The sequence below is a fragment of the Rathayibacter sp. PhB186 genome (assembly GCF_003751825.1).
Taxonomy (GTDB): Bacteria; Actinomycetota; Actinomycetes; order Actinomycetales; family Microbacteriaceae; genus Rathayibacter; species Rathayibacter festucae.
Map to the genome: position 1 here is coordinate 110,709 of NZ_RJKO01000009.1, position 17,370 is coordinate 128,078.

A 17,370-nucleotide genomic window follows, 5' to 3' on the forward strand; every position below is an offset into this window, starting at 1 on the left:
CTGATGACCGGCACCGAGGCGAGCGGCGCGGCGACCGGTGCTGTCGCGGGCGCCGCCCCCGGCGCCGACGGACCCGACGCCGACGCCGCATCGCCCGGCTTCCGGGCCGATCAGCTCGTCGGCTTCCGGATCGGCGTCACCTCCGACCGCCGCTCCGAGGACCTGATCGCCGCCTTCGAGCGCCGCGGCGCCGACGTCACCCACGCCCCCACCATCCGGATGCGCGGCGTCGACACCGAGGGCGTCCTCGAGGCGGAGACCCGCGCGATCGTGGCGGCGCGCCCCGACGTGCTGCTCGCGACCACCTCCTACGGCATGCGCCGCTGGCTCGAGGCGGCCGACGCCGCCGGCCTCGGCGACGACCTGACCGACGCGCTCTCCGACGCCCGGATCCTCGTCCGCGGCCCGAAGGCGCGCGGGGCGATCCGCGCCGCCGGCCTCGACGACCACGGCATGAGCGAGCGCGAGACCACCACCTCCCTGGTCGACCTGGCCCTGCGTGAGGGCGCCGCCGGCCGCACCGTCGCGGTCCAGCTGCACGGCTTCACCGACCCGGCGCAGCTGCAGCGCCTCACCGACGCCGGCGCGACCGTGCTCACCGCCGCCCCCTACCGCTGGAGCGCCCACGAGGACTCGGCCCGCGTCCTCCGGCTGATCGAGGCGATCTGCTGCGGCGGCCTCGACGCCGTCACCTTCACCAGCGCGCCCGCCGTCGAGGCGCTCTTCACCGTCGCGGAGGCGGCCGGCCGGCTCGACGAGCTCCAGGCCGCCTTCCGCGAGACGGTCGTCGCGGCCGCCGTCGGCCCGGTCACCGCCGCCCCGCTCGTCGAGGCGCAGATCCTGCCGATCGTCCCCGACCGGTTCCGGATGGGCGCGCTCATCCGCCTCACCTGCGAGCACCTCGAGCAGTCCGCCCCCCGCATCGACACCGACTTCGGCCCCCTCGAGCTGCGCGGCCGGCACGCCGTGCTCGCGGGCACCCGCGTCGCCCTCACTCCCGTCGCCCTCGCCCTCTTCCGCACCCTGGTCGCCGCCGAGGGCGCCACCGTCGCCCGCGCCGTCCTCGCCGCCGCCGCCCCCGAGCCCCTCGACGACCACGCCGTCGACGTCGCCATCAGCCGCCTCCGCCAGGCCCTGCCCGAGCCGCGCCTCGTCGCCACCGTGATCAAGCGCGGCTTCCGCCTGTCCCTTCCCACGTAGGCTCGCGCCTCTCCACACGGCGATCCGCGGCGTTGTCGTCGGTTGCGATACCGCCGGTATCGCGCCCTCCTCCGCCTTGCGGCTCACCGCGCGGAGACCCGCGAGCGGTTTGCCGCAGCGCGGCCAGCCATTCGACACTTTCTGCTGGAATGCGGGGGCCGAAGCAGCAGAAAGTGGCGAACGGATCACAGGTCGGGGAGTGAAGCAGCAGGAAGTGGCGAACGGTCAGGGGTCCGGGCGCCAGCCCGCGTCGAGGAGGCGGGCGCGGACGCGGGCGGCGCAGCCTGCGGGGTCGCGCAGGAACGAGGCCGCGGCGACGCGGACGATCGAGAAGCCTGCGGCCGCGAGGCGCTCGTAGCGGATCAGGTCGCGGTCCCACTGGACCCGGTCGGTGCGGTGCTGGTCGCCCTCGTACTCGCCGCCGACCTTCCAGCGCGGGTAGAGCGTGTCCAGCCGGCCGATGAAGCCGGCCGCGTCGTGCACCGGGACCTGGAGCTCCGGCTCGGGCAGGCCCGCCCCGAGGAGCGCCAGCCGGAACTCCGTCTCCTTCCGCGACTCCGCACCTGAGCGGACGAGGGGGAGCGCCCGCCTGGCCGCGGGAGCTCCCGGTCCGCGGTAGGCGGCGACGCGAGCCTCGAGGGCGCCGCGGGCGACCCACGGCCGGTGATCTCCCACGACCTGGCGGAACGGCTCGCGGACGAGCGCGTCGCCGACCGCCACCAGGTCCTCGAGCCGGAGGATCGGCGCGAGGTGGCAGAACAGGCTCGCGCCGTCGGTCAGTCGGAGCCCGTGCCGGACCACGGCGCGCACCTCCGGATCCGCGATCGCGTGGCCGACCACGCCGCGTCTGCGCGGCGCGCGCCCGGGGTGGCGGACCGCCACGTGCAGCGGCTCGTCGGCCGACTCGCGGGGGAGCTCGAGCGGCCAGAGTCGGGCCGCGGTGAGGTGGCTGAAGACGACGCCGTCTCCGAGCACGGTCGAGAGCGCCCGCGCCCGTGCCGCGACGGTCGTCGCCGACCCCCGCGGCACGCGGACCCCCGAGAAGGGAGCCTCGAGGTCCGCTGCTCTCAGCCGGGCGCCCGATACCCCTTCCGTGCCGGCGCGAGCGGTCGAGAACGGCCGTCCTTCGAGCTCGCGGGGGAGAGGTGCAGGTCGACGCATCGCAGCAGAGTGCCCGGTCCCGAGCCCTCCCCGCTCGAGTTCTCCACAGGCCGACCCGTGGGCGCACCGCTGCCAGACTGGAGTGCATGAGCAGCGGAGCCCTGAGAGTGATCATCGCGCCCGACTCCTTCAAGGGGTCGGCGACCGCCGTCGAGGTGGCGGAGGCGCTCGCCGAGGGCTGGCGCGGTGTGCGGCCGGACGACGAGCTGGTGCTCGCGCCGATGGCCGACGGCGGCGAGGGCACGGTCGACGCGTTCGCGGTCGCGGTGCCGGAGGCGGAGCGCCACGCGCTCACCGTGGTCGGGCCCGACGACCGCCCGGTCGAGACGGCCTGGCTGCTGCTGCCGGACGGCACCGCTGTGGTCGAGCTCGCCTCCGCGAGCGGCATCACGCTGCTCGATCCGCTGCGCCCGCTCACCGCGCACACCCGCGGCTTCGGCGGGGCGATCGCCGCCGCGCTCGACGCCGGCGCGCAGGCGCTCCTGCTCGCGATCGGCGGCAGCTCCTCGACCGACGGCGGAGTCGGAGCGCTGCGCGAGCTCGGCGCGCGCTTCCTCACCGTGTCCGGGCACGACCTCGGCGACGGCGGCGGCGCCCTGCACGAGCTCGCGGTCGTCGACCGGCACGCGCTGCGCCCCGTCCCCGTCGGCGGCGCCCGGATCCTCAGCGACGTCACCAACCCGCTGCTCGGCGACTCCGGGGCCGCGCACGTCTTCGGACCGCAGAAGGGCGCGACCCTCGACGACGTCCTCCGCCTCGACGACGGCCTGCGCCACCTCGCGGCGCACCTCGACGCGGATCCGGAGGAAGCCGGCACCGGCGCGGCCGGCGGCACCGGCTTCGGCCTGCTGGCCTGGGGCGCGCGCCTGGCCCCCGGCTCGGCCGCGGTCGGCGAGGCGCTCGGGCTCCCGGCCCTCGTCGCGGGCGCTGACGTCGTGCTCACGGGCGAGGGGCGCTTCGACGCGCAGTCGATGGCGGGCAAGGTCCCCTCCTACCTGCTCGGGCTGGCGGAGGCGGCGGGCGCCCGCACGATGCTGGTCGCCGGAGCGATCCAGGCGCCGACCACCGCGTTCGCCGCGGCGGGCTCCCTCACCGAGGCGGCGGGGTCGGCGGCGGCGGCCATCGCCGACCCGCTGCCGCACCTGCGGGCGGTCGCGGCGGAGCTCGCGCGCGCCGCCTGATCACCCGTCGTGAGGCCTCGCGCGGCCCGTGGTGCGCCGTCCTCGCGGTCCCGTCCGCCCCGCCGCCGCGACCCGTTTGCAGCCCGCCCGCGGAGCCGCCGATGTCGGTGGTCGGCCGTAGCGTCGACGTATGGCCCGCGACGCGCGACGACCCCCAGATGTAGTGGTCGGAGTGCGTCCGGATCCCCGCATGTCGGGCATGCCGACACGCCGGGGAGCGTTGTACCCAGGGAACGGATCGCGACTGTCCACAGCGGTGGATAACTCCAGAAGATCCGCGTCCTTCCGCGGGTCCGCGGGCCCCGGCCTGTGGATGGATCGGGGGAGGACCGGTGGATAACTACACGGATGTAACTACTACTCCTAGTGGGCTGCCGCCGGGCCGCCCACTATATGTAGTATTGCTGAGCAGGTCGGGCCGAGAGGCCCATCGGCACCGCCGCTCGGTCTCCGAGCGCCCCGCACCACTCCACATCAGAACTCCCCACGACCGCCTCCCCGCCCGCCCGGACCCCCGGCGCGGCACCGGATCCGGCCCTCGGGACACCTCCTTCCGAAAGGACGACACCCATGGCTGTGACGGTCTACACCAAGCCCTCCTGCGTGCAGTGCACCGCGACCTACCGGGCCCTCGACAGCAAGGGCATCGACTACGAGATCTTCGACCTCTCCGTCGACGAGAAGGCCCTCGACGCCGTCAAGGCCCTCGGCTACCTCCAGGCGCCGGTCGTCATCACGGACGACGATCACTGGTCCGGCTTCCGCCCCGACAAGATCTCCGCTCTCTGAGCCGTCCGGCCGGCCATCTGCGGCGTTGTCGTCAGTCGCCGTAGCGCCGCTACGACTCCTTCCTCCGCCTTGCAGCTGACCGACCGGACGCCTCAGAGCGGGTTCTGGTCAGGGCATGGCGACAAGGGCAGAGCACACAGCTTCGCCGGTCCGGGTGCGCAGGTTCTACCCCGGGCCGGCGAAGGATCCGCGTGAGCGGGTCCGCAAGCGCCCGAGAGGGCGGACGACGGGAAGACGGGGGAGGCGCGCGATGAGCGGACTCGTGTACTTCTCGAGCAGCTCGGGCAACACCCACCGCTTCATGCAGAAGCTCGGGCGGCCCGCGCAGCAGATCCCCCTGCACTCCCGGCGGGACGGCGCCGCGGTCGACACGCTCCACGTCGACGAGCCGTACGTGCTCGTACTCCCCACCTACGGCGGGGGCAACGGCGGGGGAGCGGTCCCCAAGCAGGTCATCCGCTTCCTGAACGTCCCGCGCAACCGCGCCCTGCTCCGCGGCGTCATCGGCGCCGGCAACACCAACTTCGGCGAGGCCTACTGCCTCGCCGGCGACATCATCGCCCGCAAGTGCGAGGTGCCGCATCTCTACCGTTTCGAAGTATTCGGCACACCCGACGACGTCCGCGCCGTCGACGAAGGATTGGACTCGTTTTGGACGCAGCAGTGATCGACGCCCCCCGGGACGCCGCGCAGATGGACTACCACTCGCTCAACGCGATGCTGAACCTGTACGGCCCGAACGGGGAGATCCAGTTCGACAAGGACCGCGAGGCGGCGCGCGAGTACTTCCTGCAGCACGTCAACCAGAACACCGTCTTCTTCCACTCCCTCAAGGAGCGCCTCGACTACCTGGTCGAGAAGGAGTACTACGAGAAGGCCGTCCTCGACCAGTACTCGTTCGACTTCATCCAGGAGCTGAACGACCTCGCCTACTCGAAGAAGTTCCGCTTCGCGACCTTCCTCGGCGCCTTCAAGTACTACACGTCGTACACGCTGAAGACCTTCGACGGGAAGCGCTACCTCGAGCGCTTCGAGGACCGCGTCGTCATGTCGGCCCTCGGCCTCGCCCAGGGCGACGAGAAGCTCGCGATCGCCCTCGTCGAGGAGATCGTCGCCGGCCGCTTCCAGCCCGCGACCCCCACCTTCCTCAACACGGGCAAGGCGCAGCGCGGCGAACTCGTCTCCTGCTTCCTCCTCCGCATCGAGGACAACATGGAGTCGATCGCCCGCGGCATCAACTCCGCGCTGCAGCTCTCCAAGCGCGGTGGCGGCGTCGCCCTCTCGCTCTCCAACATCCGCGAGGCCGGCGCCCCGATCAAGCAGATCGAGAACCAGTCCTCGGGCATCATCCCCGTGATGAAGCTCCTCGAGGACAGCTTCAGCTACGCGAACCAGCTCGGCGCCCGCCAGGGTGCGGGAGCGGTGTACCTCTCGGCGCACCACCCGGACATCCTGCGCTTCCTCGACACCAAGCGCGAGAACGCCGACGAGAAGATCCGCATCAAGACGCTCTCCCTCGGCGTCGTCGTGCCCGACATCACGTTCGAGCTCGCGAAGAACAACGAGGACATGTACCTCTTCTCGCCGTACGACGTCGAGCGCGTCTACGGCCTGCCCTTCGGCGACATCTCGATCTCCGAGAAGTACCGCGAGATGGTCGACGACCCGCGCATCAAGAAGACCAAGATCTCGGCGCGCGAGTTCTTCCAGACCATCGCGGAGATCCAGTTCGAGTCGGGCTACCCCTACATCGTGTTCGAGGACACGGTGAATAAGGCGAACCCGATCAAGGGCCGCATCAACATGTCCAACCTGTGCTCCGAGATCCTCCAGGTCAACACGCCGACGACCTACAACGAGGACCTCTCCTACAACAGCATCGGCAAGGACATCTCCTGCAACCTCGGCTCGCTGAACATCGCGCTGACGATGGACTCGCCCGACTTCGGCCGCACCATCGAGACCGCGATCCGCGGCCTCACCTCGGTGTCCGACCAGTCGCACATCACCTCGGTGCGCTCCATCGAGGACGGCAATGACAAGTCGCACGCCATCGGCCTCGGCCAGATGAACCTGCACGGCTACCTCGCCCGCGAGCGGATCCACTACGGATCCGAGGAGGGCATCGACTTCACCAACATCTACTTCTACTCGGTGCTCTTCCACGCCCTGCGCGCGTCGAACAGCATCTCCATCGAGCGCGGCACCACCTTCGAGGGCTTCGCCGACTCGAAGTACGCCTCGGGCGAGTTCTTCGACACCTACACCGAGAAGGAGTGGACGCCCGCCACCGAGCGCGTCTCCCGCCTCTTCTCCGAGGCCGGCATCGCCGTCCCCACCCAGGACGACTGGCGCGCGCTCAAGGCCTCGGTCATGGAGCACGGCATCTACAACCAGAACCTGCAGGCCGTCCCGCCGACCGGCTCGATCTCGTACATCAACAACTCGACGTCCTCGATCCACCCGATCGCGTCGAAGATCGAGATCCGCAAGGAGGGCAAGCTCGGCCGCGTCTACTACCCGGCGCCGTTCATGACGAACGACAACCTGGAGTACTACCAGGACGCGTACGAGATCGGCTACGAGAAGATCATCGACACCTACGCCGCGGCGACGCAGCACGTCGACCAGGGCCTCTCGCTGACGCTGTTCTTCAAGGACACCGCGACCACCCGCGACATCAATCGCGCGCAGATCTACGCCTGGCGCAAGGGCATCAAGACGATCTACTACATCCGTCTCCGCCAGCTCGCGCTGGAGGGCACGGAGGTCGACGGCTGCGTCAGCTGCATGCTGTAACGTCCTCCGTCGATCCCCCGACAGCCTCGAACGACCTATCCGCACGAAGAAGAGATCATGACTCCCCCTGAGAAGCTCAAGCTGGTCAGCCACGTCGACGCCATCAACTGGAACCGCATCCAGGACGACAAGGACGTGGAGGTCTGGAACCGCCTGACGAGCAACTTCTGGCTGCCCGAGAAGGTCCCGCTGTCCAACGACATCCAGTCGTGGAACACGCTGACCCACGACGAGCAGCAGCTCACGATGCGCGTGTTCACGGGCCTGACCCTGCTCGACACCATCCAGGGCACGGTCGGCGCCGTCTCGCTGATCCCCGATGCGCTCACCCCGCACGAGGAGGCCGTCTACACGAACATCGCGTTCATGGAGTCGGTGCACGCGAAGTCGTACTCCTCGGTGTTCTCGACGCTGTCGAACACCCAGGACATCGACGAGGCGTTCCGCTGGTCGGTCGAGAACCCGAACCTGCAGAAGAAGGCGTCCATCGTCATGGACTACTACCGCGGCGACGACCCGCTGAAGCGGAAGGTCGCCTCCACGCTGCTGGAGTCGTTCCTCTTCTACTCGGGCTTCTACCTGCCGATGTACTGGTCCTCGCGCGCCAAGCTCACCAACACCGCGGACCTGGTGCGGCTGATCATCCGCGACGAGGCCGTGCACGGCTACTACATCGGCTACAAGTTCCAGAAGGGACTCGAGCTGGTCGACCAGGCCAAGCGCGACGAGATCAAGGACTACACGTTCTCGCTGCTCTACGAGCTCTACGACAACGAGGCGCAGTACACCCAGGACCTCTACGACCAGCTCGGCCTGACCGAGGACGTCAAGAAGTTCCTGCACTACAACGCCAACAAGGCCCTGATGAACCTCGGCTACGAGCCGATGTTCCCCAAGCAGGTCACCGATGTGAACCCCGCGATCCTGTCGGCCCTCTCGCCCAACGCGGACGAGAACCACGACTTCTTCTCGGGCTCCGGCTCCTCCTACGTGATCGGCAAGGCCGTGAACACCGAGGACGAGGACTGGGACTTCTAGGCGTCGACACCACGTCCCGGCCCCCACGGCGAACGGCTCCTCCCCTCCGGGTGAGGAGCCGTTCCTCGTTCCCGGGGTGCCTGCAGTCACATGCTGGTCGAGTAGCCCGACACGAGCGTTTCGCATGCTGGTCGAGTAGCCCCGCAGGGGCGTATCGAGACCCGCCGTCCTCAGAAGGCGGGTCTGCAGACCGTCGTCGGACGCTGGTGGATCTCGATACGCCCGCTCCGCGGACTACTCGATCAGCATGAAGCGCGGCCACCAAGGCGTGTCGGCGTGCTCACTTCAGCGGCAGCCGCATCAGGATGCGCGGGAAGCCGTTGAGCACCGAGGTCGTGTCGGCCGCGTGCGAGAAGCCGGCCTTCTCGAAGAGGGCGCGGGTGCCGACGTAGGCCATCGTCTGCTCCACCCGCGCGACGGCGTTGTCGACGGGGTAGCCCTCGATCGCGGGAGCGCCGTGAGAGCGGGCGAAGTCGACGGCGCCCGCGAGCAGGGCGTGCGAGATCCCGCGCCTGCGGAAGCCGGGCCGGACCCGGATGCACCAGACGCTCCAGACGTCGACGTCGTCGACGTGCGGGATCCTCCGGTTCTTCGCGTAGCTGGTGTCGGCGCGACGGTGCACGGCGGCCCAGCCCGCCACCTCGCCGCCGTCGTAGGCGAGGACGCCGGGCGGGGGGTCCTGCGCGACGAGCTCGCGCATCCGCTCGCCGCGGGCCGGGCCCCGGAGGGCGTTGTTCTCGGTGGAGGAGAGCAGCCGGTAGCTCAGGCACCAGCACACGCTCGCGTCGGGCCGCTTCGGGCCGTTCATCGTCGCCAGGTCGTCGAAGACGGTGGCTGGGCGCACTTCGATCGTCATGGCGGCAGCCTCCCACCGCGGCGTCCCTCCGGCAAGGCGCTCGATTCACCACTCCGGCGAATGAATCGCACCAGCACCCCCTGTTGGACGGCGCACAGGCGGCGCCCGTACCGTGGTCGAGGTATCCAACGAAGGAGCACTCCCTTGAAGCACGTCCCCCTCGGCGCCTCCGGCCTCGACTCCCCGAACGTCGTCCTCGGCCTCATGCGCATCCCCGACATGACCGACGACGCCATCCGCGACCTCGTCCGCACCGCCCGCGACTCCGGCATCGACTTCTTCGACCACGCCGACGTCTACGGCGGCGAGCTGCACCGCTGCGAGGAGCGCTTCGCCGAGGCGCTGGCGCTCACTCCGTCCGAGCGTGAGCAGGTCGTCCTGCAGACCAAGGCCGGGATCGTCGGCGACGGCCCGTACTTCGACTTCTCCTACGAGCACCTGATGCAGTCGGTCGAGGGCTCGCTGAAGGCGCTGCGCACCGACTACATCGACGTGCTCCTGCTGCACCGCCCCGACGCGCTGGTCGAGCCCGACGAGGTCGCCCGCGCCTTCGACGAGCTGCACGCCGCCGGCAAGGTCAAGCACTTCGGTGTCTCCAACCAGACGCCGTACCAGATCGAGCTGCTCAAGAAGTCGCTGAACCAGCCGATCGTCGCAAATCAGCTGCAGCTCTCGATCACGCACTCGCCGATGATCGCGCAGGGCGTGGCCTCGAACATGATCGCCGAGGACCAGTCGGTGATGCGCGACGCGGGCATCCTCGACTACTGCCGCCTCAACGACATCACCGTGCAGGCCTGGTCGCCGTTCCAGAGCGGCTTCTTCACCGGCGTCTTCCTCGACAACCCCGAGTACGGCGAGCTGAACGCGGTCCTCGACCGCCTCGCCGCCCAGTACGACGTCCCGCCCCTCGCCGTCGCGACCGCCTGGATCACCCGCCACCCGGCGAAGATGCAGGTCGTCCTCGGCACGACGAACGAGCAGCGCGTGCGCGATGCAGCCCTCGGCTCCGACCTGCCGCTCACGCGGCCGGAGTGGTACGAGCTGTTCCGCGCCGCGGGCCACATCGTCCCCTAGAGCTCCCACCCCGGAGGAACGCGCGTCGGCGCACAGGGAGGCACGGACCGGACAGGGTCCGTGCCTCCTCTCCGTCTGCCCCCTCCGCGAGATGCCACTTGTGCACGCGACACGCCGCAGAAGGCGTGCACAAGTGGCATCTCGCGGGCGGGAATAGGGGAGGGCCCCCTGCGTTGAACTTGAGTGCAAGTGACTCAACTCTTTCAGGAGGACTGGTGCCCGACAACTTCAACGAGGCCGGAGCGAGCTCGTTCGACGACTTCCTCGCCCGCTACCTCGACGGTGAGCGCGCCCGCGCGGCGCGGTCCATCGACCTCAGCCGCTTCCTCAGCGCACGCACCCAGAGCATCCTGCAGTCCGCAGGACGCTTCGCTCTCGAGCGCGGCCAGACCGAGCTCGACGCCCTGCACGTGCTGCGGGTCCTCGTCGACGACGAGGTCGTGTCGCAGGCGGTCCGCCGCATCGGCGTCGACCCCGGCGCCATCGCGACCGCCACGGAGGCGCGCCTGCCGCAGGCGAGCGAGGCTCCGGCCTCGCAGAACGCGGCGACCATCACCCCGAGCGCCCAGCGCGCGCTCTTCCACTCCTACCAGGTCGCCCGCTCCAGCGGCTCGACCTACATCGACCCCGAGCACCTCTTCTTCGCGCTCGTGCTTGGCCAGGACGCGCCCGCCGGGCAGGTCCTCGCCCGCGCCGGCGTGACTGCGGAGGCGCTCACCCAGGGCCTGCGCGAGACCGTCGCCGGCGAGCAGACCGTCCCCGAGCAGGGCGCACCCGCGTCCGAGACCCCGATGCTCGACAAGTTCGGCACCGACCTCACCGAGCTCGCCCGCGAGGGCCGGCTCGACCCGGTGATCGGCCGCTCCGACGAGATCGAGCAGGCCGTCGAGATCCTCAGCCGCCGCACCAAGAACAACCCGGTGCTCGTCGGCGAGGCCGGCGTCGGCAAGACCGCCGTCGTCGAGGGCCTGGCCCGCGCGATCGTGGCCGGCGAGGTCCCGGAGCAGCTGCGCGAGAAGCGCGTCGTCTCGCTCGACCTGCCCGCCATGCTCGCGGGCACCCGCTACCGCGGCGACTTCGAGGAGCGCCTCACCACGACGATGGACGAGATCGCGGCCCACTCGGGCGAGCTGATCGTCTTCATCGACGAGGTGCACACCGTCGTCGGCGCCGGTGGCGCGGGCGAGGGCGGCATGGACGCGGGGAACATCCTCAAGCCCCGGCTGGCCCGCGGCGAGCTGCATCTGATCGGTGCGACCACGCTCAAGGAGTACCGCACCATCGAGAAGGACCCGGCCCTCGAGCGCCGGTTCCAGCCGGTCCGCATCGGCGAGCCGAGCATCGAGGACGCCGTGGCGATCCTGCACGGCCTCCGCGGCGCCTACGAGGAGCACCACCGCGTCGCCTTCACCGACGACGCGCTGCGAGCCTCCGTCGAGCTCTCCGCCCGCTACCTGCCCGACCGGGTGCTGCCCGACAAGGCGATCGACCTGATCGACCAGGCCGGCGCGCGCCTGCGCCTGAAGCTCGGCGCGGGGGTCGACACCGACGCGCTGCTCGCGCGGCTCGCCACCCTCGAAGGCGACAAGAACGCGGCCGTCTCGGCCGAGCACTACGAGGAGGCGTCGCGCCTGCGCGACGAGATCACCGCGGTGCAGGCGTCGCTCGACGCGGCGACCGCCGGGGGAGCCGTCTCGCAGGAGGCGGTCGTCGGCGAGGCCGAGATCGCCGCGGTCGTCGCCCGTGCCACCGGCATCCCGGTGTCGCGGCTGACCGAGGGGGAGCGCGACCGGCTCGCGCAGCTCGAGACCGAGCTGCACCGGCGCGTCATCGGCCAGGACGCCGCGGTCGCCGCGGTCGCCCGCGCCGTCCGCCGCAGCCGGACCGGGATGGGCGACTCCTCGCGGCCCGTCGGCTCGTTCCTCTTCCTCGGCCCGACCGGCGTCGGCAAGACCGAGCTGGCCCGCACCCTCGCGGGCTCGCTGTTCGCCGACGAGCAGTCGGTGATCCGCTTCGACATGAGCGAGTTCGGCGAGCGGCACACCGTCTCGCGGCTGGTCGGCTCCCCTCCCGGCTACGTCGGCTACGACGAGGCCGGTCAGCTGACCGAGCGCGTGCGCCGGAACCCGTACTCGGTCGTGCTCTTCGACGAGATCGAGAAGGCCCACCCGGACGTCTTCAACCTGCTGCTGCAGGTGCTCGACGACGGACGCCTGACCGACGGTCAGGGCCGCACGGTCGACTTCCGGAACACGGTGATCATCATGACCTCGAACCTGGGGTCGGAGTTCCTCGCCTCGCGCTCCGGTGCGCTCGGCTTCGTCGCGCAGAGCGACGAGTCGGCCGAGGGCTTCGCCTCGGAGAAGGACCTGCACGACCGCGTGATGGGCCGGCTCCGCGAGGCGATGCGACCGGAGTTCCTCAACCGGATCGACGAGATCGTGCTGTTCCGCCGGCTCGGCCGTGCGCAGCTGCGCGAGATCGTCGGGCTGGTGCTCGAGGCCAGCCGTGCGCGGCTCGCCTCGCGCGACGTCTCGCTCGAGGTCGCCGAGGCCGCGGTCGACTGGCTCGCCGAGCACGGCTACGAGCCGCAGTACGGCGCCCGGCCGCTCCGCCGCCTGGTGCAGCGCTGGGTCGACGACCGCATCGCCGACCTGTTCGTCTCCGGCGACGTGACCGACGGCGGCGTCGTCCGCGTCGACGCCGTCGCCGGCGACCTCGTCGTGACCTCGAAGGCGACCCTCCCCCTGGCAGCCTGACCCCCTGGTGAGCGGACGCCCCCGGCGTCCCTCCCGCGAGATGCCACTTGTGCACGCTTTTCACGGCGTGTCGCGTGCACAAGTGGCATCTCGCGGAGGGGGAGGCCGGGGGTTTCGTGCGCTCGGGGGCCGTGCGGGGACGGGTGTCGAGTGGTTGCGGGGGGTCGCGCGGGTGGGTAGACACGAGGGACGAGAACCGGAGGCACGATGACGAACCCGCGCTACTACGACCCGGTCGGCAAGGCGGTCCGCGCACTCCTGGTCATCAGCTTCGTCTGCTTCGGACTCGCGGTCGGCTTCTTCGCCCTCGACATCGTGATGCCCGGCAGCATGACCGACGCACACCGCCCCTGGTCGGAGGCGAGCGGCGGACTGGCCTGCTTCGGGATCGCGGCGCTGATCGTCCACTACGCGACGGTCGCCATCGTCGGCGCGCTGCGCGGCCGCGGCTGACTCACTCCCCGAAGGCTGCCACGGGCTGCCGTCTGTCTGAGACAGAACTCTTGTCCGCTGTGACAGTCCTTGGCCTCCAGAAATCACCAAGAGCATGATCGCTGATGTCCGCCAGATCATCAGCGAAGGGACTCCGTCTACGTCGTGTAATGGGTTATTACTCTGGTTTCGACGATGACGGATGAAAATCAATATGTGGTCAGCGGCACGACGGCCCGGACCGGCTCGACCATTGCGCATATCTTTCCGAGGACGGGCTGGTCGACCAGATGTAGTTGTACACCACCAGGTTTCCATCGTTCTGCATGTCGAGGGAGAGGCCGGCGCCGGCATGGCAGCTGTTGGTCTGAGTGGACCAGAGTGCGGTATTTCCGCGATAGATGACGACATTCCCATCTTTCTGGAACACTATTCTCGTCGCCCCCTTGCCGGCAGTCCCGGAGTGCCACACGGCACTGGAGCCGTTCCGGTACACGACCAGATTGCCATCGCTCTGGAAGACGAGCCGATACTCTCCGCTCGTCGACGTCAGCCGCATCTTCATCGTGCCATTGGCATACGTGCAGCCGTTCGAGATGTTCCACATGAAGGTGCTGTCTCCGGTGCCGATGACGCAATACGGATATCCGCCCCAGCCGGACGGATTCGAGTAGTCCGCCGCCGCTCCCGGCGCGAACATTGCCGAAATGACGAGCGACAATGACGCTAAGAGGGCGGAGCGCCGAGCTCGAACAAACCCTTTCGGAGCTGGGTTCATCGCTTTCGCGCTCGCGCAGAGTTTGTTTCGCATCGATTAGACCTCCAAAGTCTCAGCTTCGACCTGCTTCTGGTCGCCAAAAAATGACAAAAAATCTACCGCCGCACGAGGGGTGAGGAAACCTCCCCTTTTGGGTGTCGCGCTAGCTTGCCTCGACCGAGCGAGGACCTTCCAAACGAGGCCGTATGGACTCCCACCGGTTGAACGGCCCACGTGGACCGCGTCGCTGGTACGCGAGCTAGCTGCGGGAGTCTGCAGACCTGGCCTGCTGGGGACGGTGGGTCTCGATACGCCCCTGCGGGGCTACTCGACCAGCATGAAGGCAGCGTCGGCGCTTCCTCTGCTGATCGAGTAGCCCGCGCAGCGGGCGTATCGAGATCCGCTGGCGTCAGAAGCCGAATCCGCAATGACCGGCATGAGGCGCGAGCTCCGGCACGCCGAAACGGCTCCGGCTCGCGGGAACCGAGGGGTTCTGCGAGCCGGAGGCGGATTCACGTGCCGGAGGTGGGGGCTACGGGCACTTCTTCGCGGTGATGGCGACGCGGAGGGTGGCGTCGGGGGAGACGCCGGTGCCGCCCGCGGGGTCCTGGCCGGTGACCTGGCCGGCGTCGGGGGCGTTGCCGTTCTCGGTGCAGGACAGGGTGATCTTCGAGAAGCCGGCCGAGGCGAACGCGGCCTTGGCGGTCTCGAGGTCCTGACCGACGACGTTCGGCACCGTCTGCTGACCGGCGGCGGGGGCGGCCGGAGGGGCGGGTTCCGCGGTCGGGGCGGGGGCGGGCGCCGGGCCCGAGCTCGGGATGATCGTCACCATGGTGCCGCGGGTCGCGGTGCCGGAGGGGCTCTGGCGGACGACGGTGCCCGACGCGGCGGAGTTCGCCTCGGCGGCGCCCTCGCTCACGCTGAAACCGGCCGACTCGAGCTTCGCCCGGGCATCGCCGACCGACAGGCCGGTCACGTCGGGGACGTTGACGCGCGGCACGACCTGCAGGGAGCCGTCCGCCTCGGGGAACGTGGTGCCGCCGTACTTAGCGTTGGCGGCGGCCATGACCACCGGCCAGATTCGGTGGCGAGCGGTCGCCGCGGATCCGGAGTCGAAGGAGTAGCGCGGAGCACGGAGGCTCGCGGCACCCTTGATGTTGAAGACACCCACGGCGGTCGCGACGCGGGTGCTCGCCCCGGTCATCCAGGTCGCGACGGCGTCGTCGGTGGTTCCGGTCTTGCCGATCAGCGGGATGCTGTCGGGAGTGCGGGAGGAGACCGCGGTGCCGCCGTTAGTGAACGTCGACTGCAGTGCGACGGCAGCCGTAGCGGCGACATTGCGGTCGATCGACTGCCGGCAGTCCGCCGACGGGACCGGCTGCTCGGCGCCAGTGGCATCGGTGATGCGGTCGATCGCGATCGGGTTGCACGTCGATCCGCCCGAGGCGATGGTCGCGTAGGCGCCGGCCATCGACAGCGGCGAGACGTAGTTGGTGCCGAGGACCGTGGCCGGGAACTTGTCGAGCTCGCCGTCGCTGCCCTGCACCACGCCCATGTCCTTCGCCGTGTTGCGGATGGCACACAGGTCGAGCTCGCGAGCCATCCCCACGAAGCCGGTGTTCAGGGACGTCTTGGTGAAGCTGACGGGCGTGCCGACCTGGCCGTTGCCGCCCTCGTCGTTCCGGGCGGCGGTGTCGGAGCTGGTCGTCGAGCCGCCCGGCTCACACGAGTCCTCGAACGTCCCCCACGTCGCCTTCCGGGTCCCGTCCACGGACTCGTTGATGCTGTGCCCCTCCTTCAGCCACTCCACCAGGGTGAAGAGCTTGTAGGTGGAGCCGGGCTGGATGCCCGAGGAGCCGCCGTAGGCGCGGTCGGTGCTGAGGTTGATGGCGCTGTAGGAGGGGTCGGCCGCGAGGACGTCCGGGTCCTGCGAGTACTTCTTGTTCTGCGTCATCGCGAGGACGCGGCCGGAGCCGACCTCGACGCTGACGGAGACCGCTCCGACATCGAAGTTCCAGGTCTGCGGGACCTGCGCGTTGACGGCGGCGACGGCCGCGTTCTGCAGGTCGACGTCGAGCGTCGTGTAGACGTCGAGGCCGCCGCGGCGGAAGTTCGTCCAGCGGGTGTCCTCGTCGTCGCCGAACACCGGGTCGTTCTTGAGGATGTTCGTGACGTAGTCGCAGAAGTAGCCCGCGTCGCCGGCGGTGGAGCAGCCGGTGCTCGGCTCGGTGATCTGCGGCTCGATCGGCGACGCGATGGCGGCGTCGTGATCCTCCTGCGAGATCTTCCCCTCCTCCAGCATCTTGCCGATGATGTAGTCGCGGCGGTCCTTGTTGCGCAGGTAGCCGTTCGCGGCGCCGTTGTCGGGGTTGTCCGGCTGGTCGAGGCGGAGCACGGCCGGGTTGTTCACGATCGCGATGAGGCTGGCGGCCTGGGCGACGGTGAGGTTCGCAGCGGTGGTGTTGTAGTAGTAGTTGGCGGCGGTCTCGATGCCGTAGGTGGTGCCGCCGAAGAAGGCGATGTTGAGGTAGCCCTGGAGGATCTGGTCCTTCGAGTACTCCTTCTCGAGGCCGATCGCGAGCTTCATCTCGCGGAGCTTGCGCTCGGGGGAGGTGCGCGTCGCGGCGTCGATGGCGGCGGCGCGCTCGGCCTCGTCGGTGATGTTGCGGACGGCCTTCTCGACCAGCACGTTCTTCACGTACTGCTGCGTGATGGAGGAGCCGCCCTGGGTGTCGTTGCCGAGGACGTAGGTCTGCGCGACGGCGCGCAGGGTGCCGGGGAGGTCGACTCCGCCGTGCTCGTAGAAGCGGGGGTCCTCGCCGGAGACGGCGGCGTCCTTCGCGAACTGCGAGATCTGGTCCAGCGGGACCTCGATGCGGTTCTCGACGTAGAAGGAGGCGAGCAGCTGCGGGGAGCCGTCCGCGCGGGTCGCGTAGATGTTGCTCTTCTCGGAGAGCTTGTCGACCTCGAGGTACTCGGGGAGACCGTCGAACACTCCGATGGACTGGTTCGCGGCGACGCCGGCGATCGCCACGGCAGGAGTGACGGTGGCGGTCACGAGGACTCCTGCCACGACACTCATGCCGAGGAAGCCCACGACCGCCTTGATCACGCCACCGGTTGTCCTGCTGTCGGACGCCAAACCTTCTCCTTCGGGTAACCCCCGATCATCGCGACGGCCGCCACCGACGCCCCGGACGCCCATCTGCGCCGGGTCAACCCCGACAGACTAACCCGAGACCCGGGAATGACGAAGGGCCGGTCCGGGGCCTGAAAAGGACCTGTGCGCAGGCGAAGCACACTCCGTGCACCGCGCGAGCG

13 protein-coding genes are annotated in these 17,370 nt (G+C 69.8%); 9 read left to right on the top strand and 4 right to left on the bottom strand.

Annotation, left to right across the window (positions count from 1 at the left end; all coding sequences use genetic code 11):
• Nucleotides 1-3 precede the first annotated feature (3 nt).
• Complete coding sequence (locus tag EDF45_RS18375) at nt 4-1,200, top strand: uroporphyrinogen-III synthase (RefSeq protein WP_123737342.1); 1,197 nt, start codon at nt 4-6, stop codon at nt 1,198-1,200.
• 225 nt (nt 1,201-1,425) lie between these two features.
• On the opposite strand, the gene EDF45_RS21450 is transcribed toward EDF45_RS18375, so the two are convergent.
• Nucleotides 1,426-2,229: a hypothetical protein gene (locus tag EDF45_RS21450; RefSeq protein WP_221181155.1), complete on the bottom strand. Its 804-nt coding sequence runs from the start codon at nt 2,227-2,229 to the stop codon at nt 1,426-1,428.
• Nucleotides 2,230-2,447: 218 nt separating this feature from the next.
• Here EDF45_RS21450 and EDF45_RS18385 point away from each other — a divergent pair, with 218 nt between their 5' ends.
• The 5 genes from EDF45_RS18385 to nrdF all read left to right on the top strand — a co-directional run bounded on the left by EDF45_RS18385 (nt 2,448) and on the right by nrdF (nt 8,168).
• Nucleotides 2,448-3,542: a glycerate kinase gene (locus tag EDF45_RS18385; protein WP_123737341.1), complete on the top strand. Its 1,095-nt coding sequence runs from the start codon at nt 2,448-2,450 to the stop codon at nt 3,540-3,542.
• Nucleotides 3,543-4,112: 570 nt separating this feature from the next.
• Nucleotides 4,113-4,331: a glutaredoxin-like protein NrdH gene (gene nrdH / locus EDF45_RS18390; RefSeq protein WP_123447771.1), complete on the top strand. Its 219-nt coding sequence runs from the start codon at nt 4,113-4,115 to the stop codon at nt 4,329-4,331.
• A 250-nt stretch (nt 4,332-4,581) separates the two neighbouring features.
• Nucleotides 4,582-4,998, top strand: coding sequence for a class Ib ribonucleoside-diphosphate reductase assembly flavoprotein NrdI (nrdI, locus tag EDF45_RS18395; protein WP_123447770.1), 417 nt, complete (start codon nt 4,582-4,584; stop codon nt 4,996-4,998).
• A 26-nt stretch (nt 4,999-5,024) separates the two neighbouring features.
• Nucleotides 5,025-7,130, top strand: coding sequence for a class 1b ribonucleoside-diphosphate reductase subunit alpha (gene nrdE / locus EDF45_RS18400; protein WP_123737423.1), 2,106 nt, complete (start codon nt 5,025-5,027; stop codon nt 7,128-7,130).
• A 57-nt stretch (nt 7,131-7,187) separates the two neighbouring features.
• Complete coding sequence (nrdF, locus tag EDF45_RS18405) at nt 7,188-8,168, top strand: class 1b ribonucleoside-diphosphate reductase subunit beta (RefSeq protein ID WP_123447769.1); 981 nt, start codon at nt 7,188-7,190, stop codon at nt 8,166-8,168.
• Between the two features lie 280 nt (nt 8,169-8,448).
• Here nrdF and EDF45_RS18410 read toward each other — a convergent pair whose 3' ends face one another.
• Nucleotides 8,449-9,024 carry a GNAT family N-acetyltransferase gene (locus EDF45_RS18410; protein ID WP_123737340.1) on the bottom strand — a complete coding sequence of 192 codons (576 nt, stop codon included), beginning with the start codon at nt 9,022-9,024 and terminating at the stop codon, nt 8,449-8,451.
• A 144-nt stretch (nt 9,025-9,168) separates the two neighbouring features.
• Here EDF45_RS18410 and EDF45_RS18415 point away from each other — a divergent pair, with 144 nt between their 5' ends.
• The 3 genes from EDF45_RS18415 to EDF45_RS18425 all read left to right on the top strand — a co-directional run bounded on the left by EDF45_RS18415 (nt 9,169) and on the right by EDF45_RS18425 (nt 13,313).
• Nucleotides 9,169-10,101: an aldo/keto reductase family oxidoreductase gene (locus tag EDF45_RS18415; RefSeq protein WP_260300739.1), complete on the top strand. Its 933-nt coding sequence runs from the start codon at nt 9,169-9,171 to the stop codon at nt 10,099-10,101.
• A 215-nt stretch (nt 10,102-10,316) separates the two neighbouring features.
• A complete protein-coding gene (locus EDF45_RS18420; protein WP_123737339.1) occupies nt 10,317-12,860 on the top strand; it encodes an ATP-dependent Clp protease ATP-binding subunit in 2,544 nt (847 codons plus the stop codon).
• A 207-nt stretch (nt 12,861-13,067) separates the two neighbouring features.
• Nucleotides 13,068-13,313: a hypothetical protein gene (locus EDF45_RS18425; protein ID WP_123447765.1), complete on the top strand. Its 246-nt coding sequence runs from the start codon at nt 13,068-13,070 to the stop codon at nt 13,311-13,313.
• A 199-nt stretch (nt 13,314-13,512) separates the two neighbouring features.
• On the opposite strand, the gene EDF45_RS18430 is transcribed toward EDF45_RS18425, so the two are convergent.
• Nucleotides 13,513-14,103, bottom strand: a complete 591-nt coding sequence (locus EDF45_RS18430) for a hypothetical protein (protein ID WP_123737338.1) — start codon at nt 14,101-14,103, stop codon at nt 13,513-13,515.
• A 478-nt stretch (nt 14,104-14,581) separates the two neighbouring features.
• Nucleotides 14,582-17,191: a transglycosylase domain-containing protein gene (locus tag EDF45_RS18435; RefSeq protein ID WP_132437613.1), complete on the bottom strand. Its 2,610-nt coding sequence runs from the start codon at nt 17,189-17,191 to the stop codon at nt 14,582-14,584.
• Nucleotides 17,192-17,370: the final 179 nt, after the last annotated feature.